The 18,621-nt window shown below is 66.3% G+C and carries 16 protein-coding genes and 2 tRNA genes; 7 read left to right on the top strand and 11 right to left on the bottom strand.

The genetic code is table 11. From position 1 onward, the window contains the following. From FVP33_RS14060 to pknB, 5 genes are all read left to right on the top strand, one after another. A complete protein-coding gene (locus FVP33_RS14060; protein ID WP_147784317.1) occupies positions 1 to 1,245 on the top strand; it encodes a Stp1/IreP family PP2C-type Ser/Thr phosphatase in 1,245 nt (414 codons plus the stop codon). After that, positions 1,229 to 2,656, top strand: a complete 1,428-nt coding sequence (locus FVP33_RS14055; RefSeq protein WP_147784316.1) for an FtsW/RodA/SpoVE family cell cycle protein — start codon at positions 1,229 to 1,231, stop codon at positions 2,654 to 2,656. Before FVP33_RS14060 ends, FVP33_RS14055 begins: the two co-directional genes overlap by 17 nt. Further along, a complete protein-coding gene (locus tag FVP33_RS14050; protein WP_147784315.1) occupies positions 2,656 to 4,095 on the top strand; it encodes a peptidoglycan D,D-transpeptidase FtsI family protein in 1,440 nt (479 codons plus the stop codon). The genes FVP33_RS14055 and FVP33_RS14050 overlap by 1 nt, the downstream gene beginning before the upstream one ends. Further along, the gene (locus FVP33_RS14045) at positions 4,092 to 5,762 is read left to right on the top strand and encodes a protein kinase domain-containing protein (protein ID WP_147784314.1); all 1,671 of its coding nucleotides are present in this window, start codon (positions 4,092 to 4,094) and stop codon (positions 5,760 to 5,762) included. Before FVP33_RS14050 ends, FVP33_RS14045 begins: the two co-directional genes overlap by 4 nt. 69 nt (positions 5,763 to 5,831) lie before the next feature. Continuing rightward, entirely contained in the window at positions 5,832 to 7,523 is a 1,692-nt protein-coding gene (gene pknB / locus FVP33_RS14040) for a Stk1 family PASTA domain-containing Ser/Thr kinase (protein WP_147784313.1), read from the top strand. Between the two features lie 33 nt (positions 7,524 to 7,556). On the opposite strand, the gene FVP33_RS14035 is transcribed toward pknB, so the two are convergent. From FVP33_RS14035 to FVP33_RS14030, 3 genes are read right to left on the bottom strand one after another with little or no spacing between them, the layout of a single operon-like run. Then, the gene (locus tag FVP33_RS14035; RefSeq protein WP_147784312.1) at positions 7,557 to 8,195 is read right to left on the bottom strand and encodes an anthranilate synthase component II; all 639 of its coding nucleotides are present in this window, start codon (positions 8,193 to 8,195) and stop codon (positions 7,557 to 7,559) included. Beyond that, complete coding sequence (locus FVP33_RS19550) at positions 8,192 to 8,350, bottom strand: hypothetical protein (protein WP_187270722.1); 159 nt, start codon at positions 8,348 to 8,350, stop codon at positions 8,192 to 8,194. The genes FVP33_RS14035 and FVP33_RS19550 overlap by 4 nt, the downstream gene beginning before the upstream one ends. A gap of 3 nt (positions 8,351 to 8,353) precedes the next feature. Next, positions 8,354 to 9,133 (bottom strand): class E sortase, encoded by a 780-nt coding sequence (locus tag FVP33_RS14030; RefSeq protein ID WP_147784311.1) that lies wholly within the window; start codon positions 9,131 to 9,133, stop codon positions 8,354 to 8,356. Positions 9,134 to 9,220: 87 nt separating this feature from the next. Here FVP33_RS14030 and FVP33_RS14025 point away from each other — a divergent pair, with 87 nt between their 5' ends. Beyond that, a complete protein-coding gene (locus FVP33_RS14025; RefSeq protein ID WP_147784310.1) occupies positions 9,221 to 9,466 on the top strand; it encodes a cell division protein CrgA in 246 nt (81 codons plus the stop codon). Between the two features lie 164 nt (positions 9,467 to 9,630). Here the strand turns inward: FVP33_RS14025 and FVP33_RS14020 are convergent, their stop codons facing one another. Next, on the bottom strand, positions 9,631 to 10,482 hold the full coding sequence (locus tag FVP33_RS14020) for a rhomboid family intramembrane serine protease (RefSeq protein ID WP_147784309.1): 852 nt from the start codon (positions 10,480 to 10,482) through the stop codon (positions 9,631 to 9,633). A gap of 16 nt (positions 10,483 to 10,498) precedes the next feature. Next, on the bottom strand, positions 10,499 to 11,038 hold the full coding sequence (locus FVP33_RS14015; RefSeq protein WP_147784308.1) for a peptidylprolyl isomerase: 540 nt from the start codon (positions 11,036 to 11,038) through the stop codon (positions 10,499 to 10,501). Positions 11,039 to 11,157: 119 nt separating this feature from the next. On the opposite strand from FVP33_RS14015, the gene FVP33_RS14010 reads away from it, so the two are divergent. Next, positions 11,158 to 11,727, top strand: coding sequence for a hypothetical protein (locus tag FVP33_RS14010; RefSeq protein ID WP_147784307.1), 570 nt, complete (start codon positions 11,158 to 11,160; stop codon positions 11,725 to 11,727). Positions 11,728 to 11,732: 5 nt separating this feature from the next. Here the strand turns inward: FVP33_RS14010 and FVP33_RS14005 are convergent, their stop codons facing one another. From FVP33_RS14005 to gyrB, 6 genes are all read right to left on the bottom strand, one after another. Further along, entirely contained in the window at positions 11,733 to 13,115 is a 1,383-nt protein-coding gene (locus FVP33_RS14005) for an MBL fold metallo-hydrolase RNA specificity domain-containing protein (RefSeq protein WP_147784306.1), read from the bottom strand. Positions 13,116 to 13,355: 240 nt separating this feature from the next. After that, a tRNA-Ala gene (locus tag FVP33_RS14000) sits at positions 13,356 to 13,428 on the bottom strand. Positions 13,429 to 13,440: 12 nt separating this feature from the next. Beyond that, a tRNA-Ile gene (locus FVP33_RS13995) sits at positions 13,441 to 13,514 on the bottom strand. Positions 13,515 to 13,587: 73 nt separating this feature from the next. Further along, complete coding sequence (locus tag FVP33_RS13990) at positions 13,588 to 13,992, bottom strand: DUF3566 domain-containing protein (RefSeq protein ID WP_147784305.1); 405 nt, start codon at positions 13,990 to 13,992, stop codon at positions 13,588 to 13,590. Then, positions 13,985 to 16,567: a DNA gyrase subunit A gene (gyrA, locus tag FVP33_RS13985; RefSeq protein WP_147784304.1), complete on the bottom strand. Its 2,583-nt coding sequence runs from the start codon at positions 16,565 to 16,567 to the stop codon at positions 13,985 to 13,987. Before gyrA ends, FVP33_RS13990 begins: the two co-directional genes overlap by 8 nt. 62 nt (positions 16,568 to 16,629) lie before the next feature. Then, positions 16,630 to 18,618, bottom strand: coding sequence for a DNA topoisomerase (ATP-hydrolyzing) subunit B (gene gyrB / locus FVP33_RS13980; protein WP_147784303.1), 1,989 nt, complete (start codon positions 18,616 to 18,618; stop codon positions 16,630 to 16,632). Positions 18,619 to 18,621 lie beyond the last annotated feature (3 nt).

Genomic DNA, 18,621 nt, shown 5'->3' with positions numbered 1-18,621 from the left:
ATGGCCACATCGGGCAAGAGCGCGGCCGTTTCCCATGTGGGAAAAATCCGGGCCAATAACCAGGACTCCGGGTACGCGGGCACCCAGCTCTTCATCGTCGCCGATGGGATGGGCGGCCACGCCGGCGGTGACGTCGCCTCCGCGATCGCGCTCAAGCGCATCATGGAGACGGACAAGCCGTTCACCTCGGCAAACGACGCGGAATTCGCCCTGAAGTCCGCGCTGAGCGCGGCCAACTCGCTTCTCGCCGAGACCGTGTTCGACCATCCGGAGCTCACGGGAATGGGAACGACCGTCAGCGCCATGCTGCGCGCCGACGGCAAGGTCGCCGTCGCGCACATCGGCGACTCGCGCATCTATCTCCTGCGGGATGGCGTGCTCAAGCAGATCACCGCGGATCACACCTTCGTGCAGCGGCTGGTCGACAGCGGTCGCATCACCCAGGAGGAGGCGGCCGTGCACCCCCGTCGCTCGGTGCTCATGAGAGTGCTCGGCGACATCGACGCCGCCCCCGAGATCGACTCGACAGTGCTCGATACCCGTCCCGGCGACCGCTGGCTGCTCTGCTCCGACGGCCTCTCGAGCTACGTGTCGGACGACAAGATCGAGGCGGCGCTCAAGAACTTTCCCGCCGCCCGCGCCGCGGCGGACCGCCTCGTCAAGGAGAGCCTCGACCAGGGTGCCCCGGACAACGTCACGGTGGTCGTCGTCGATGTCGATGAGACTCCGTCGTCGGCCTCCGAACCGGCCGTTGTCGTGGGCTCCGCAGCACTGCCGCTCACCTTCGTGGGCGACGCCGCCCGCCGGGCCGTGCGCCTGCCGGCGCTGCTGCTGCATCCGCTCAAGTCCACCCAGCAGGAGGACAGTCACTTCGAGCCGGAGTCCGACGAGTACCTCGACGAGCTCATCCTCGAAGACCGGCGTCGGGCGCGCAATCGCCGGGTGGCGTGGCTCGTCGGCATCTCGATCATCGCGATCGGGATCGTGATCGCGATCATCGCCGGCTATCGCTGGACCCAGTCCCTGTACTACGTCGGCGCCGACGGCCCGACGGTTGCAATTTACCGCGGCGTGCAGCAGGACATCGGTCCCATCTCCCTGCACAGCGTCTACGAGGAGACGAGCGTGCGGCTCACCGACCTGCCGAGCTACACGCGCAAGACCGTCCAGGACACCATCAGCGCGAGCGACCTCGAGGACGCCAAGAACATCATCAAGCGGCTCTCCGATGCAATCAAGAAGTAGCGGTGAAGCGCCGGCCTCGATCGGGCAGCCGATCGACGCCGGGGCGCGCGCCACCTTCACCAACACGATCCGGTTGCGCCTTCGCGCGCCGGCGAAGCTGCGCAACCTCGAACTGTTCCTGGTGCTCTTCGCGTGCATCATCGTCGGCGGCTCGATCGCCCTCGTGCAGTTGGGCGCCCTGGGCACGATCGACCCGACTGTGCTGATCATCGGCACGAGTCTCGGCGTGCTCGCCATCGCGATGCACGTGGTGCTGCGGTTCGTGGCCTCCGAGGCCGACCCCTTCATCCTGCCCGTGATCACGGTGCTCAACGGTCTCGGCATCGCCGAGATCTACCGACTCGACATCTCAAGGAAGGTGAGCGGCTGGGAGTCGTCAGGCATCCGCCAGATCGCCTGGACCGCCATGGCGATGCTGATCGCCATCGCCGTGATCCTGCTCATCCGCAACCACCGCGTGCTGCAGCGCTATCGCTATGTGGCGATGTTCGTGGGCATCGCGCTGCTCCTGCTGCCGATGCTCCCGGTGATCGGCGAGACCGTGAACGGCGCCCGGCTCTGGATCCGCATCGGCTCCTTCAGCTTCCAGCCCGGCGAACTGGCCAAGATCGCCCTGGCCATCTTCTTCGCCGGCTACCTCGTCACGGCCAGGGACAGCCTGTCGCTCGTGGGACGCAAGTTCCTCTGGATGCGGTTCCCCCGCGCCCGCGACCTCGGCCCCATCCTCATCATCTGGCTGGCCGCCATGATCGTGCTCATCTTCCAGCGCGACCTCGGCACCGCCCTGCTCTACTTCGGACTCTTCCTCGTGATGATCTACGTCGCGACCGGCCGCGCCAGCTGGGTCGTGCTCGGCCTCACGCTGTTCGTGGGCGGTGCCCTCGTCGCCAGCCAGGTTCTCGGCTACGTCGGCGGGCGGTTCCACGCCTGGCTCGACGCCTTCAACCCCACGGTCTACCAGGCCCAGGGCGGCAGCTACCAGCTCGTTCAGGGCATCTTCGGCCTCGCCCACGGCGGCCTCATCGGCACCGGCTGGGGCCTCGGCCGGCCCAACATCGTGCCCCTCGCCGAGAGCGACTACATCATCGCGAGCCTCGGCGAGGAGCTGGGTCTCGCCGGACTCTTCGCAATCCTCGCGCTCTATCTGCTCTTCGTCTCGCGCGGATTCCGCATCGGATTCGCGGGGCAGGACGACTTCGGTCGCCTCCTGGGCGTCGGGCTGTCCTTCGTGATCGCCCTCCAGGTTTTCATCGTGCTCGGCGGCGTGACGCGAGTGATCCCCCTCACCGGGCTCACCACGCCCTTCCTGGCCGCCGGCGGCTCCTCGCTCGTGGCCAACTGGATCATCGCGGCCCTGCTGCTGCGACTCTCGGACAGCGTGCGCAACCAGCCCCGATTGGTGGTGGAGTAATGAACAAGGAACTCAAGCGCGTGAGCATCGCCGTGCTGCTGATGTTCATCGCGCTGTTCACCTCGACCACGGTGATCGCCGTGTTCCAGGTCGATACCCTCAACGGCGACCCGCGCAATGTGCGCACCCTCTACGACGGCTACTCCGCCGAGCGCGGTCCGATCCTCGTCGACGGCCAGGCCGTGGCCGAGTCCAAGCCCTCCACCGACCAGTACAAGTTCCAGCGCGTGTACAGCAACCCCCAGCTCTATTCGGCGGCTACCGGCTACTTCACTCTCAACCAGGGCAACACCGGTGTCGAGGGTGCGCTCAACAACTACCTCAGCGGCAACGCCAACAGCCAGTTCTTCGACAAGATCAACTCGATCATCACCGGTCAGCCGCCCAAGGGCGCCGCCGTGACGCTCACGCTGAACCCCAAGGTGCAGCAGGCGGCGTGGGATGCCCTCGGCGGCAACGCGGGTGCCGTCGTGGCCATCAACCCGAAGACCGGCGCGATCCTCGCCATGGTGTCGAAGCCGGCCTTCGACCCCAACGTGCTCGCCTCGCACGACACGAAGTCGGTGATCGCGGCCTACCAGCAGCTGATCGCCGACCCGAAGCATCCGCTGTTCAACCGCACTCTCGCCGGCGACCTCTACCACCCGGGATCCGTGTTCAAGCTCGTCGTGGCCTCGGCCGCTCTCGACAGCGGAAAGTACACCCCCGACAGCGAGTTCCCCAACCCGGCCACCCTTCCGCTGCCCGGCAGCAGCACGTCGATCAACAACGCGGAGGGCGGATCCTGCGGCGGGACCCCCACGGTCTCGATAGCCACGGCGCTGCGGCTCAGCTGCAACATTCCGTTCGCCCAGCTGGGCGCCGCCCTCGGCGCGAACGAGATCTCGAGATACGCCAAGGCCTACGGATTCGGCCAGGCGCTCAAGGTGCCGATGTCGGTGACGCCGAGCTTCTACCCGCAGAACACCGACCAGGCGAAGCTCATGCTCTCGTCGTTCGGCCAGGACGAGGACCGGGTCACGCCGTTGCAGGTGGCCATGGTCTCATCGGCGATCGCCAACGGAGGAAACCTGATGCAGCCGACGCTCATCGACCACATCGCCGCGCCCGATCTCTCGGTGATCCAGCCGTTCCAGCAGAAGGTGCTGAGCCAGCCGATCAGCGCCCAGACGAGTGCGACACTCACCCAACTGATGGTCAGCAACGTGAGCAGCGGCGCTGCCAACAATGCAAGAATAAACGGAGTCGATGTGGCCGGTAAAACCGGAACAGCACAGAACGGCGAGGGTAGGCCCTATACCCTCTGGTTCACTGGTTTCGCCCCCGCAAACGATCCACAGGTTGCCGTCGCCGTTGTCGTCGAAAATGGCACGAGTTTCGGCAATGCGGTCGCGGCGCCAATCGCAAAGAAAGTCATTGAGGCGGTGCTGAGCAAATGAGACCCACAAGTGGCCTCACTTTCGGGGGACGATACCAGCTCTCCAGCCGAGTGGCTATCGGCGGCATGGGGGAGGTCTGGCAGGCGACCGACCTCGTGATCGGGCGCACCGTCGCGATCAAGATCCTCAAGGACGAGTACCTGGGCGACCCCGGCTTCCTCGAGCGCTTTCGCGCCGAGGCACGGCATGCCGCGCTGGTCAACCACGAGGGCATCGCCAACGTGTTCGACTACGGCGAGGAGGAAGGCAGCGCCTACCTCGTGATGGAACTGGTTCCGGGCGAGGCGCTCTCCACCATCCTCGAGCGCGAGCGTGTGCTCTCCACCGACCGCGTGCTCGACATCGTCGCCCAGACCGCGTCCGCCCTGCACGCAGCGCACTCGGCCGGTCTCGTGCACCGCGACATCAAGCCGGGCAACCTCCTGATCACCCCGGATGGCCGGGTCAAGATCACCGACTTCGGCATCGCCAGGATCGCCGACCAGGTTCCCCTCACCGCCACCGGCCAGGTGATGGGCACCGTGCAGTACCTGTCTCCCGAGCAGGCGAGCGGACATCCGGCGTCCCCGACCACCGACATCTATTCCCTCGGAATCGTGGCCTACGAGGCACTCGCCGGCCGCCGGCCGTTCACCGGTGAGTCCCAGGTGGCGATCGCGATGGCGCAGATCAATGAGTCGCCGCCCGACCTTCCGGTGACGGTGTCCGAGCCGGTGCGCAACCTCGTCTACGCGTGCATCGCCAAGAACCCCGCCGACCGCCCGGCCTCCGCCGCGCACCTCGCGCGCGCCGCCCAGGCCCTGCGCCGGGGCGACGTGGCCGGTGCCGCCGCCGCCGTGCCCGGAATCCTCGGGGCCGGCACGCTGCCGGCGCTGCAGCGCGAGAACTCGGTCACCCAGGCCACCCGCGTGCTCAATGCGCCGGGTGCCATCGCCACCTCGTCGACCCCGTTGTCGTCGGAGGGCGAGACGAAGGGCCGCAATCCCTGGACCTGGCCCCTGATTGCCCTCATCGGCATCCTCGTGGTGGTGCTCGTCGGCACCCTCATCGCGCTCATCGCCAACCCGTCAAAGACTCCGCCCACGCCGTCGAAGTCGCCCTCGGCGTCGCCCTCCATCACCCCCACCCCGACCCCCACGCCCACGAGCAACACGGTCAACGTGACCTCCGCCGCCCTCACCGGCAAGACCGAAGACCAGGTGCGCACCATCCTCGACCAGATGGGCCTCGCGGCCAATGTGGTGCCGGATGCCGCCCCGGCGCCGTCCGCGGACAAGGTCGGGCTGTCGTTCTTCGTCGATCCGACCGGCAACGTGCAGAAGGGCACGACCATCACCGTGAAGCTCTACGGGGCGGTGCCGACCCCGACCGCGCCGGCGGCGATGAGCCAGCCGACGAGTCCAACACCCCCCAAGGCGTCTGACGTCGTCGCCCTGACGATCCCCACCTACACCGGCTGCCCATCGGGCTCCACGCTCACCGGGTTCACGATCACCTCCAGCCCCGGTTCCACCTTCGACCCGCCCAACCCGGCCCCCGCCAACACGGTGACTGTGAGGTTCACCCTGTCCTCCACCCCCGGCCCCAACACCATTTCCTACGTCGCGGTCTGTTCGAGCGGCACCTCGCCCTCCTCGCCCAACCTCACCATCACGACCACCGGCTAGCCAGCAACCCCCCATTTACGACGCATTACACTGGCTAGGACTCAGTACGCACCACCCAGGAGATCTCTCGTGACCGAAGGTACCCGGCTGCTCGTCGGCCGTTATGAGGTGGGCGCGCTCATCGGCCGCGGCGGCATGTCCGACGTTCACGTGGGAAACGACACTCGCCTGGGTCGGCGCGTGGCGATCAAACTCCTCAAGCCGGCCCTTGCCACCGATCCCCGTTTCCGGGTCCTCTTCCGCGAGGAGGCCCAGAAGGCCGCGCGCATGGCCCATCCCACCATCGTGCGCGTCTTCGATGCAGGCGAGGAGACGGTACAGGAGCCCAACGGGCTGGAGCGCCAGGTTCCGTTCATCGTCATGGAATACGTGGATGGCCGACTGCTCAGGGACATCATCGCCGACGGCCCGCTGGAGCCGAAGGAGGCCGTGCGCATCATCTCCGGCGTGCTGACCGCTCTCGAGTACAGCCACCGCGCATTGCTCGTTCACCGCGACATCAAGCCCGGCAACATCATGGTCACCCAAAATGGCCAGGTGAAGGTCATGGACTTCGGCATCGCCCGGGCCGTCTCCGACAGTTCGGCGACGGTTGCCGACACGAGCGCCGTCCTCGGCACCGCACAGTACTTCTCCCCGGAGCAGGCGCGCGGAGAGACCGTGGATGCCCGCACCGACCTCTACTCCACCGGAGTGGTGCTGTTCGAGCTCCTCACCGGCCGGCCGCCGTTCCGGGGCGATCGCGCTGCCGCGGTGGCCTACCAGCACATCAGTGAGCCGGCGGTCGCGCCGAGTTCCCTCAACCCCCGGGTGTCTCCCGCCCTCGACGCCGTCGTGCTGCACGCCCTGGCCAAGGACAAGTTCGAGCGGTTCCAGACCGCCGCGGAATTCCGCGACGACCTCGAGACCGCCGCGGCCGGCGCCGTGCCCCCGCGCAAGAGCGTCGCCAACGACTTCAACGCGACTCTCTTCGGCGCCAACCCGGCCGCCACCGCCGGGTCAGAGGCCGCCCTCCGTCAACTGAACGCCCGCGCCGACGAGCGCGCGGTGCGCACGCAGAGCCGCCCGCCCGTCGCCTGGATCTGGGTGGGCATCGCGAGCCTCGCCGTGATCCTCGTTGCTGTCGTCTTCTGGGTGATCCACCTCCCGCCGTCGACGATCGGCGACGGCCTCTCGGTGCGCGTCCCCAACATCGTCGGCGAACAGTACGACGCCGGCGCGACGAAGCTCACCGACCTCAAGCTCGTGCCCAGCCGGCTCACCCTGCCGAGCGACACCGTGGCGAAGGGCGACATCATCTCCACCGACCCGGCCGCGGACTCCCGGGTGCCGCGCAACCAGGCCGTGAAGGTCTACGTGTCGGACGGCAAGAACCCCACGACCGTTCCGAGTGTGAACAATCTCAGCGAGGACCAGGCGAAGGCCGCCCTCAAAGACCGCAAACTCCAGTACGGCAAGTCGACCCCCGAGCATTCGGCCACGCTCGCGGCGGGCACCGTGATCCGCAGCACGCCGGAGGCGAACTCCGGCGCGCACGAGGGCGACGTCATCGATCTCGTGATCTCCGATGGCCTGATCAACATCCCCGATGTCACCGGTCGGCCGATCCCGGAAGCGAACACTCTGCTCGAACCGCTCGGGCTGACCATCAGCACCGTGGCGGATGCCAGTTGCGCGGGCGGCAAGGTGACCGCCCAGTCGCTCAAGGGCGACAACCAGCCGCAGCACTCCTCGATCACCCTCACCTACTGCAGCAAGTGATCCGGCCGGGGGTTCGGCAGGTTCGGACCCTGGTCAGCTCAGGTTCACCAGTGGAGTGAGGCCCTTCGCCGCCTCGCGTGCCTCGGGAAGGCCGGCCACGGCGAGCCAGTTGGCGATCATCGCGTAGCCTCCCTCGGTGAGCACGGACTCGGGGTGGAACTGCACGCCGAAGATCGGCGCCGATTCGTGCCGCATGCCCATGATGACGCCGCCGGTGGTCCTCGACGTCACGACCAGCTCGCGCGGCACCGTCGAGTCGACGACGGCCAGCGAGTGGTAGCGGGTGGCCGTGAAGGGCTGAGGCACCCCGAGGTAGAACTCGCTCTCATCGTGGGTGATGCTCGACGTCTTGCCGTGCATCAGTTCGTCGGCGTGCGTGACCGTGGCGCCGAGCGCCTCCGCGATCGCCTGGTGGCCGAGGCACACCCCGAGGAGGGGTAGCCCGGACTCGAGCGCCGCGAGCACGATCGGCACCGAGACCCCGGCCGCGGCGGGAGTGCCCGGACCGGGGGAGAGCAGCACGCCGTCGTAGTCGGCGATCCGCTCGGCGGCCTCGCTCGAGGCGAACGAGTCGTTGCGCACCACCTCGGTCTCCGCACCCAGCTGAAGCAGGTACCCGTTCAGCGTGTAGACAAAGCTGTCGTAGTTGTCCACGACCAGGATTCGAGTCATTGATTCACCGTCACATCATTCACATTGACAAAGGTATTGAGCCACGGGAACACCACGAGCACCAGCCCGGCGAGAATCGCGGCGAACAGTGCCACCATCAGCACCACGCGCAGCCAGAGAGGACCGGGCATGAGTCGCCAGAGTGCTGCGTACATGTCCTATCCCTTCGCGCTCACGGTGGCGAGGATCGCCGGCGGCGGTCCTGCGGATGTCGGTTGCCAGGATTCCAGCACCGAATAGGCAATTATCCTCTCCGCGGCCGAGAACATCGGGTTGCAGCTCGTCATGGTGAGCACCCGCTCGGTGGGCGTGGCCCCCGGGGCCCGGGGCACCGGGTCGAGAACGTCCACGGCGGTGGGCCGCACATACTCGAGGCCGCGAAAGTCGTAGGTGTAGTAGCCGTCCTGGGTCTGCACGTAGATCTTGTCGCCCACCGTCAGGGTCGCGAGCTGCTTGAACGGGGCGCCGTGGGTGGTGCGGTGGGCCGCGACGGCGAAGTTGCCGACCGCGCCCGGCATCTGGGTTCCCGGATAGTGCCCGATGCCGTTCTTGTCGAGCACGTCGGTCGTCCCCACCCCCTCGGAGATCGAGCGCGCGTAGTCCGATCCGAACCGCGGCACGTACATCACCGCGAACTTCACCGCGTTCTTCGGCGGCTCGGCCACCGCCGGCGGGCCGTAGTCCGGCGCAACCGCGGGCGTGACGTGCGCGTGGGTCGGAGTGCCGGCATCCCAGTTCCGAGCGAGGGCGACGCCGACCCGGTTCTGGTCGGCCCCGACGACGAGGTCGTTGAGCCAGAGTTGCCAGCCCAGGAAGAGGAAGACCAACACCCCGGCGGTGATGAATAGCTCGCCGATCACGCCGATCACGCCGATCGCGCTGACCCTGGCGGGCGCGGTGCGGGCGCCCGTTTTTCGGCGGCTCCGCTCCTCGGTCATGCTGTCGATTGTAGGCGGTGGCGAGGTTCCAGCCCTTTCGCGGGCGACTCTCGGGGGCCGCCCGCGCTTTCACGGTAGTATTCCCGAATGGCCAGATCGAACTCCCGCTCCAAGCCCGTCGCCCCGCAAGAGACGCGTGGGGGAGATGACGTTCCGAACCCGGTGTGGTTCAAGCCGATCATGTTCGGGCTGATGCTCGTGGGCCTCGCCTGGATCATCGTCTTCTACGTGAGCCAGAACACCCTGCCGGTTCCCGCGCTCAAGGACTGGAACATCCTGGTCGGCTTCGGAATCCTCTTCGTGGGATTCCTCATGACCACCCGCTGGCGCTGACTCTTCGCTCCGCCGTTCGCCCTCATCGGCGAATCGTCCGTCGAGCGCGCCCCGGGGGGCTTGACACCTCTTCCGGAACGCGCGAGATGAGTCCCCGTTAATGCGGACCAATTACACGCGTGTAATTATCCCCAGTGTGGAAAACCCTGTGGATAACTCCGCGATCAGACCCGGGAGAAGACGGTTGCGGCTCCATAGACGGTGAGTCCGATCAGCGCCAGCAGGGTCACGCCGAGCAGCGCGAACTGCAGGCCCCGCTGTTTTCGATCTCGAGTGCGCACGAAGATCAGCGCCACGGCGGCGCCGACGATGAGCCCGCCGACGTGCGCCTGCCAGGCGATGTTCGGCACGACGAAACCGATCACGAGGTTCAGGGCGATCACGATCAGCAGCTGCACATTGTTGCCGCCCAGGTGCCGCTGGATCACGAAGAAGGCACCGAGCAGTCCGAAGATCGCCCCGGACGCGCCGGCGACGGGAATGGCCGGCGCGATGAGGAGCACGGCCACCGAGCCACCCAGCCCGCTGAGGAAGAACAGGGCCGCGTAGCGCCCTCGTCCGAGCAGCCGTTCCAGGATCGGTCCGAAGATGAACAACGAGTACATGTTGAACAGCAGATGCAGGATCGACAGGTGCACGAAGATCGAGGTGAGCAGTCGCCACGGCTCGGCGTTGGTGAGGGGACCGTAGGCCACGAGCGACTGGAACACGGCGCCACTCGTGCCGCCAAGGAAGAGCTCGGCGACGAAGACGCTCACGCAGAGGGCGATGATCGCGTACGTGACGACCGGAGAATCGCTTCTGCCGGCGCGGCGCATCGATGTCACTATCGCCGGACGCGTGCGGGGAGCGGACTGCCTGGCCTCCTTCACACACTCCGGGCAGTGCACCCCCACCGCCGCGACTGTCTGGCACTCGGGGCAGATGGTGCGCCCGCAGCGCTGGCACAGCACGAAGCTCTGGCGGTCGGGATGCCGGTAGCAGTAATTGTCCGAGCTCGGCGGCACCGCGCTCACGGGGTGGTCACGAAGGCTAGAGCTCCTCGATCGTCACGGTGTTGATGACGACGTCTTCCTTGGGCTTGTCGCGGGAATCCTTCTCCACGGCCTCGATCTTCTTCACGACGTCGCGGGAGGCCTCGTCGGCCACCTCGCCGAAGATGGTGTGCTTGCCCTGAAGCCAGGTGGTGGGAACGGTGGTGATGAAGAACTGCGAACCGTTCGTGCCCTTGCCGTTACGGCTGCCGGCGTTGGCCATGGCGAGGAGGTAGGGCTTGGTGAAGGTCAGTTCGGGGTGGATCTCGTCGTCGAAGTTGTAACCCGGTCCGCCGGTGCCCTGGCCGAGCGGGTCGCCGCCCTGGATCATGAAGTCGTCGATGATGCGGTGGAACACCACGCCGTCGTAGAGCTTGTCGTGCGAGACCTTACCGGTGCCCGGGTGGGTCCACTCGATCTCTCCCGTGGAGAGGCCGACGAAGTTGGCGACCGTCTTCGGCGCGTGGTTGCCGAAGAGGTTGACCTTGATGTCGCCGAGCGAGGTGTGGAGGGTGGCTACGTGGGTATGCGATGACATGCCACCATTCTTTCACAGCATCCCCTAGTGCTCAGGCTTCACTCAGTCAACGGGGTTTGTTGCCCGGGCTCGGCATGGGAGGATGGATCAATTCTCCGCCCTACAACTGGAGGTTTCTTATGGCACTGTCACGAAAGCGCGAAAAAGAACTCAAGCGTTTGCGGGATGCGGCATCCGACCTGTGGGACGACCAGAAGGACGTTCTCGAGCACGCGTCGAGGGTTGTCCGGGAGGCGAGTCGCCAGGCCGCCCAGGTGGGACGCGAGGAAGTCGCTCCGCGGGTCAAGGATGCGATCGACCACAGCGTGAAGCCCGTGCTCGCCTCCGGCGTCGCCGCCGGCCGTTCCGTGGCAGACACCGCGAAGGACAAGTTCGCCCGCGACGTGCTTCCCTCCGTCTCGTCGGCCCTCGCCTCCGCCATCGCGGTCCTCGAGGTGGCGAAAGACCCGCGCGTGCGCGAGGCGCTGAGCCGCGCGGGAAAGGTGGGCACCCAGTTCACCTCGAAGACGGTAGTCGCTCCGGCCAGACACACGGGGCCCGGCCGGTACATCCTGATCGGGGTCGGACTTGTCGCCCTCGCCGGGGTTGCCTACGCCGCGTGGCAGACGCTTCGTGCCGACGATGAACTCTGGGTCACCGACGACACGGACGAGCCGCTTCCCACGCCTCCCACGCCCGCGACGACCTAGGCGCGTCAGCGGGGCTCTGCGAGACTCACGGTCTCCAGGTATTCCGGCACCCTGGCCGGCCAGCCGAGGGTGCGCTTGATGCGCGCGCGCAGTTCGTCCGCCGCATCCGGCTCGCCGTGGGTGATGTAGGTCATCGACGGCGCATGCGGTGCGGTGCGCATCCAGTCGATGAGTTCGCCGCGGTCGGCGTGAGCCGACAGGCTCTCGACCTGCACTACCTCGGCGAGAATCGGAACGTCCTGGCCGAAGATCCGCAGCGTGGTTTCGCCGCGGGCGAGCGCAGCACCACGGGTGCCGCCGGCCTGGAATCCACTCAGCACGATGGCATTGTTGGGATCTGAGCCGTAGGCCGCTATGTGGTGCAGGATCCGCCCGCCAGTGAGCATCCCGCTCGCCGAGATGATGACCATCGGCCCACCACGCAGGTTGAGCAGCTTAGAGTCGTCGACCGTACGCACCAGTCTCGCGATCGAGTACATCGCGTCGAACTCGGCCGGAGACACGCGGTGTTCCTCCTCGTGCCGTTGATAGATCACCGAGGCGTCGACCGCCATCGGGCTGTTGAGATAGATCGGGATGTCGGGGATCGCCCCCGTGGCGTGCAGCCGGGAGAGGTGAAGCAGCAGGCTCTCCGCCCGTCCCACCGCGAACGACGGGATGAGCACGACGCCGCCCCGGCTCGCCACCCGGGTCACAATCTCGCCGAGCTGGGCCGCCGGGTCGACCTCCGGATGGTCGCGATCACCGTAGGTGGACTCGGTGACGAGCACGTCGACGGCACCGAGGGCGCGGGGTTCGCGCATGAGCGGATCATCCTTGCGCCCCAGGTCGCCCGTGAAGTGCACCCGGGTGCCGCCCGCGTCGAGCATCACCTGGGCCGCGCCCAGGATGTGGCCGGCCGGCACGAAGGTCGCGCTCAGCCGGTCGGCGATCTCGAATTCCTGATCGAACGGCGTGACGCGGAAGGACTCGAGCGCCCGCTCGGCATCCTTCACCGTGTAGATCGGCCGCGGAGGGTGATGCTTGGACGACCCGCGCCTCTGCGCATACCGGGCCTCCTCCTCGAGAAGGTGGCCGCTGTCGACGAGCACGAGCGCGCAGAGTTCCGCCGTGCCTGAGGTCGCGTAGATCGGGCCGGCGAACCCGTCGCGAACGAGCGCGGGAAGATAGCCGGAGTGGTCGAGATGGGCGTGGGTGAGCACCACCGCGTCGATGGAGGAGGGATCGACGGGGAACGGAAGCCTGTTGCGATCCCGCAGCTGTTTGTATCCCTGGAACATCCCGCAATCCACGAGAACATTCGCGCCGCCCACCGTCACGAGATATCGGGATCCGGTGACCGTCTGCGTTGCGCCCAGAAAACGCAGGGTGGCTGCACTGCCCGTCATGACGAGGGCCCTTCGAGTGTGGCGAGCGGTCTCCCGCGCAGCAACGACGTTGTTGGTCCTACGAGTGTGGCACAGCCGATTTGGTGCCTAGTGATTCTCGACACATTGGCGGCCAGACCGGAGGATCTCGTGGCGGACGAGCAGTCGCCCGACGTGCGCGAGGCGATGAGGACGATCGCGGAGCCGCAGGTAGCCGGACTCGAGCGAGCACGCGAGCCGCGCCGCGATCCGGGGCTGATGTGGAGACGAGGGGAATCGAACCCCTAACCCCCGCCTTGCAAAGGCGGTGCTCTGCCAATTGAGCTACGTCCCCGTGGGCCACACGTGGGGATACCAGGACTTGAACCTGGGACCTCTTCGTTATCAGCGAAGCGCTCTAACCGCCTGAGCTATATCCCCGTGGGCAGATACGAGAGTATCGCACCTGCCGAGATTCGGTAAATCGAGTCCATTCGGACCCGATCATCCCGAATCAGTTGTTCGTGAAACCGACGAGCAGACCCCCGGTGATGCGCACCGTGAAGTTGTACAACACGGCGGTGATCGCACCGAGCGCGGTGCCGACCACCGTGTTGAGAATCGCGACGATGAGCGAGAACACAGCCACCTGGGGCAGTGAGAACGTCTGGGCCACGCTGAACGGCTGGTTCAGGATGTCGGTCAGCAGCGAGTCGATCTTGCCGAACACGCCGGTGGTGTTGAGCACCACCCAGATGAGCATGTTCGCCACGACGAGCACGATCCCCAGCGAAACCGCCACCAGGAAGGAGAGCTTCACCGCCGACCAGAAGTCGATGTACACGAGCTTGAGGCGAACCTGCTTGGTCGCTGAGGCGCGCTGCGACTTTTTCTGGAGTTTTTCGGCGACGCTACTCATCTACTGTTTCGTCCTTTCCGGTCTGGACGTCTCCGGCCGGATCCTCATCAGAGGGTTCCGTCTCGTCGACTTCCAGATTACGTTCACTGTTTTTCGCGACTGCGATGATCCTGTCGTCGTCCGCGAAACGTGCGAACACCACTCCCATGGTGTCACGACCCTTGGCCGGCACCTCGGCGACAGACGAGCGTACCACCTTGCCACTGGCAAGAACCACCAGAACCTCGTCCTCCTCCTCCACGATGAGCGCCCCGGCGAGGTCGCCTCGGGCCTCCTGGAGCTTGGCCACCTTGATGCCCAGTCCGCCGCGACCCTGCACCCGGTACTGGTCGGCGGCCGTGCGCTTGGCGAAGCCGCCCTCGGTCACCACGAAGACGTAACCGTCGTCGCTCACCACGGACGCATCGAGAAGGGTGTCGTCGTCACGGAAGTGCATGCCGATCACTCCGGAGGTGGCGCGCCCCATCGGACGCAGTGCCTCATCGGATGCCGTGAACCGAATCGACATCCCCTTGCGCGAGACGAGCAGGAGGTCCGAGTCCTCCTCCACGAGCATCGCCGAGACCAGTTCGTCCTCGTCGCGCAGGTTGATCGCGATGATGCCGCCGGTGCGATTCGTGTCGTACTCGGAGAGGAGGGTCTTCTTCACGAGTCCGCCGCGGGTGGCGAGGGCCAGGTACTTGGCAACCTCGTAGTCGCGGATGTCCAGGATCTGGGCGATCTCCTCGTCCGGCTGCAGCGCGAGCAGGTTGGCCACGTGCTGGCCCTTCGTGTCGCGACCGCCCTCCTGAACCTCGTAGGCCTTGGCGCGGTAGACGCGCCCCTTGTTGGTGAAGAACAACAGCCAGTGGTGGGTGGTGGTGACGAAGAAGTGTTCGACGACGTCATCCGCCCGCAGCTGCGCTCCCTTGACTCCCTTGCCGCCCCGGTGCTGGGTGCGGTAGTTGTCGCTGCGGGTGCGTTTGATGTATCCGCCGCGGGTGACGGTGACGACCATCTCCTCCTCGGGGATCAGGTCCTCCACGTTCATGTCACCGTCGAAGCCGAACATGATCTCGGTGCGGCGGTCGTCGCCGTACTTGGCGATGAGCTCGGTGAGCTCCTCGGTGACGATGTCGCGCTGGCGCTGCGGGTCGGCGAGGATCGCGTTGTACTCCGCGATCTGGCGCTCGAGCTCGTCGGCGTCGTCCATGATCTTCTGGCGCTCAAGGGCGGCGAGACGGCGCAGCTGCATGCTGAGGATCGCGTTGGCCTGCAGTTCGTCCACGTCGAGCAGGGCCATCAGCCCGTCCCGCGCGTCTTCGGCGGTCGCCGATCGACGGATCAGCGCGATCACCTCGTCGAGGGCGTCGAGGGCCTTGAGATAGCCGCGCAGGATGTGCGCGCGCTCCTCCGCCTTGCGCAGGCGGAACACCGTGCGGCGCACGATGACCTCGATCTGGTGAGCCGCCCACGCCGTGATGAAGCCATCGATGGCGAGGGTGCGCGGGATGCCGTCGACGATGGCCAGCATGTTCGCGCCGAAGTTCTCCTGCAGCGAGGTGTGCTTGTAGAGGTTGTTGAGGACGACCTTGGCCACGGCGTCCCGTTTGAGCACGACGACGAGGCGCTGGCCGGTGCGTCCGGAGGTCTCATCTCGGATGTCCGCGATCCCCGAGATCTTGCCTTCCTTCACGAGTTCGGCGATCTTGAGAGCGAGGTTGTCGGGGTTCACCTGGTACGGCAGCTCGGTGACGACGAGGCAGGTGCGACCCTGCAGTTCCTCCACGTTCACGACGGCGCGCATCGTGATCGATCCACGGCCGGTTCGATAGGCGTCCTGGATGCCCTTGACCCCGAGGATCTGAGCTCCGGTGGGGAAGTCCGGTCCCTTGATGCGCTGGATGAGCGCCTCGATCAGTTCTTCCTTGCTCGCGTCGGGGTGAGCGAGGTGCCAGAGCGCAGCCTCGCCGACCTCGCGAAGGTTGTGCGGCGGGATGTTGGTGGCCATGCCGACCGCGATGCCCACTGACCCGTTGACCAGAAGATTGGGGAACCGGCTCGGGAGCACGAAGGGTTCCTGGGTGCGGCCGTCGTAGTTGTCCTGGAAGTCGACGGTCTCCTCTTCGATATCGCGGACCATCTCCATCGCGAGGGGAGCCATCTTGGTCTCGGTGTACCGGTGGGCCGCCGCTCCGTCGTTGCCGGGCGAACCGAAGTTGCCCTGGCCGAGAGCGAGCGGGTAGCGCAGGCTCCAGGGCTGCACGAGGCGCACGAGCGCGTCGTAGACCGAGGAGTCACCGTGCGGGTGGAACTGGCCCATGACGTCGCCGATGACGCGGGTGCACTTGGAGAATCCCTTGTCCGGACGGTAGCCGCCGTCGTACATCGCGTAGATCACCCGGCGGTGGACCGGCTTGAGGCCGTCCCGCACCTCGGGAAGCGCGCGACCGACGATGACGCTCATCGCGTAGTCGAGGTACGAGCGCTGCATCTCGAGCTGCAGGTCTACCTGGGTCACCTTGTCGTGGGTGAGGTCGATCTCCTTGCCGGCGATCTGCGGTTCGGCGCCGTCCGGGGGTGTTACGTCAGCCATTGAATTCCAGTCTGTGGTGTGCCGTTGGTGAAGATTCGATACGGCCGCGGGCGGCCTGCTGACTAGATGTCGAGGAAGCGCACGTCTTTGGCGTTCTTCTGGATGAAGTTGCGGCGCAGTTCGACGTTCTCGCCCATCAGGGTGTCGAAGATCGCGTCCGCGGCGGCGGCGTCATCCAGGGTGACCTGCAGCAGGGTGCGGGTCACCGGATCCATGGTCGTCTCCCACAGTTCCTTGTAGTCCATCTCGCCGAGCCCCTTGTAGCGCTGCACGCCGCTCTCCTTGGGCATACGCTTGCCGGCCGCGGCGCCCGCCGCGAGCAGGGCATCCTTCTCCCGGTCGCTGTAGACGTACTCGTGCGGGGAGTTGCTCCACTTGAGTCGGTACAGCGGGGGCTGGGCCAGATAGACATACCCCAGGTCGATGAGGGGACGCATGTACCGGAACAGCAGGGTGAGCAGGAGGGTCGTGATGTGCTGGCCATCGACATCGGCATCGGCCATCAGCACGATCTTGTGGTACCGGGCCTTCTCGGGGTTGAAGTCCTCGCCGACCCCGGCGCCGAACGCCGTGATCATGGCCTGAACCTCGTTGTTGGCCAGGGCCCGATCGAGGCGCGCCTTCTCCACGTTGAGGATCTTGCCGCGCAGCGGCAGGATCGCCTGGAACTCCGGGTTGCGACCCTGCACGGCCGAGCCACCTGCGGAGTCGCCCTCGACCATGAAGATCTCGGACAGGCTCGGGTCGTTGCTCGAGCAGTCGCGCAGCTTGCCCGGCATGCCGCCGGACTCGAGGAGGCCCTTGCGACGGGTCTGCTCGCGCGCCTTGCGGGCGGCGAGACGGGCCGCGGATGCCTGGATCGCCTTGCGGATCACGTCGCGCGCCTGGGTGGGGTTGCGGTCGAACCAGTCGCCGAGCTGGTCGCCGGTGATTCGCTGCACGAACGACTTCGCGATGGTGTTGCCGAGCTTGGTCTTGGTCTGCCCCTCGAACTGCGGTTCGGCCAGTTTGATCGAGATGACCGCGGTCAGTCCCTCGCGCACGTCGTCGCCCGTGAGGTTCTCATCCTTCTCTTTAATGATCCCCTTCTCGCGGGCGTACTTGTTCACCAGAGTGGTGAGCGCGGCCCGGAATCCCTCTTCGTGGGTTCCGCCCTCATGGGTGTTGATCGTGTTCGCGTAGGTGTGCACGCTCTCCTGGTAGGAGGTGGTCCACTGCATCGCCACCTCGAGGGCGATCTTGAGTTCCTTGTCCTCCCACTCGAACGAGATGATCTCCGGATGCACGACCTCGACCTTCTTCGACGAGTTGAGGTACTCGACATAGTCGACGAGTCCGTTCTCGTAGAGGTAGGTGATGCTGACCGGCTCGCCGCTGTTCTCGCCTGTCGCGTCGGCGCCTTCGCGCTCGTCGGTGAGCGTGATCGAGAGGCCCTTGTTGAGGAAGGCCATCTGCTGGAAACGGGCGCGAAGCGTCTCGAAATCGAACTCCACGGTCTCGAAGGTCTCCGGGCTGGGCCAGAAGGTCTGGGTGGTGCCGTGTTCCTCCGATGCCTCACCCTTGGCGAGCGGCGCGTCTGGGACACCATTGGTGAAGCTCATCCGCCAGACCGCACCCTGTCGGCGGACCTCGGTGTCCATGCGAGAGGAGAGTGCGTTGACGACGGAGATGCCCACGCCATGCAGGCCGCCGGAGACGGAATAGCCGCCCCCTCCGAACTTGCCACCGGCGTGGAGGATGGTCATGACCACCTCGACGCTCGACTTGTTCTCGGACTTATTCAGATCGACCGGGATGCCGCGGCCGTTGTCGATGACGCGGACGCCACCGCTTTTCAGCAGGGTGACGAGGATGGTGTCGCAGAATCCGGCGAGGGCCTCGTCCACCGAGTTGTCCACGACCTCGTATACGAGGTGGTGGAGTCCGCGCGGGCCGGTCGATCCGATGTACATGCCAGGACGCTTGCGCACCGCTTCGAGTCCCTCGAGCACCTGGATCTGATCTGCGCCGTAGTTGTCTTCAGATTCGGAATTCGAGCGGTTTGCTGCCATGTG

The organism is Lacisediminihabitans profunda (assembly GCF_008040105.1).
Classification (GTDB): domain Bacteria; phylum Actinomycetota; class Actinomycetes; order Actinomycetales; family Microbacteriaceae; genus Lacisediminihabitans; species Lacisediminihabitans profunda.
Note: the sequence above shows the minus strand (reverse complement) of the source record. Positions and strands in the feature narration are given on the sequence as shown.

Bases quoted from the DNA above. Each gene is read 5' to 3' on its own strand.
- FVP33_RS14060 (WP_147784317.1), top strand. From the start codon at position 1: ATGGCCACATCGGGCAAGAGCGCGGCCGTTTCCCATGTGGGAAAAATC.
- FVP33_RS14055 (WP_147784316.1), top strand. From the start codon at position 1,229: ATGCAATCAAGAAGTAGCGGTGAAGCGCCGGCCTCGATCGGGCAGCCG.
- FVP33_RS14050 (WP_147784315.1), top strand. From the start codon at position 2,656: ATGAACAAGGAACTCAAGCGCGTGAGCATCGCCGTGCTGCTGATGTTC.
- FVP33_RS14045 (WP_147784314.1), top strand. From the start codon at position 4,092: ATGAGACCCACAAGTGGCCTCACTTTCGGGGGACGATACCAGCTCTCC.
- FVP33_RS14035 (WP_147784312.1), bottom strand. From the start codon at position 8,195: ATGACTCGAATCCTGGTCGTGGACAACTACGACAGCTTTGTCTACACG.
- FVP33_RS19550 (WP_187270722.1), bottom strand. From the start codon at position 8,350: ATGTACGCAGCACTCTGGCGACTCATGCCCGGTCCTCTCTGGCTGCGC.
- FVP33_RS14030 (WP_147784311.1), bottom strand. From the start codon at position 9,133: ATGACCGAGGAGCGGAGCCGCCGAAAAACGGGCGCCCGCACCGCGCCC.
- FVP33_RS14025 (WP_147784310.1), top strand. From the start codon at position 9,221: ATGGCCAGATCGAACTCCCGCTCCAAGCCCGTCGCCCCGCAAGAGACG.
- FVP33_RS14015 (WP_147784308.1), bottom strand. From the start codon at position 11,038: ATGTCATCGCATACCCACGTAGCCACCCTCCACACCTCGCTCGGCGAC.
- FVP33_RS14010 (WP_147784307.1), top strand. From the start codon at position 11,158: ATGGCACTGTCACGAAAGCGCGAAAAAGAACTCAAGCGTTTGCGGGAT.
- FVP33_RS14005 (WP_147784306.1), bottom strand. From the start codon at position 13,115: ATGACGGGCAGTGCAGCCACCCTGCGTTTTCTGGGCGCAACGCAGACG.
- FVP33_RS13990 (WP_147784305.1), bottom strand. From the start codon at position 13,992: ATGAGTAGCGTCGCCGAAAAACTCCAGAAAAAGTCGCAGCGCGCCTCA.
- gyrA (WP_147784304.1), bottom strand. From the start codon at position 16,567: ATGGCTGACGTAACACCCCCGGACGGCGCCGAACCGCAGATCGCCGGC.
- gyrB (WP_147784303.1), bottom strand. From the start codon at position 18,618: ATGGCAGCAAACCGCTCGAATTCCGAATCTGAAGACAACTACGGCGCA.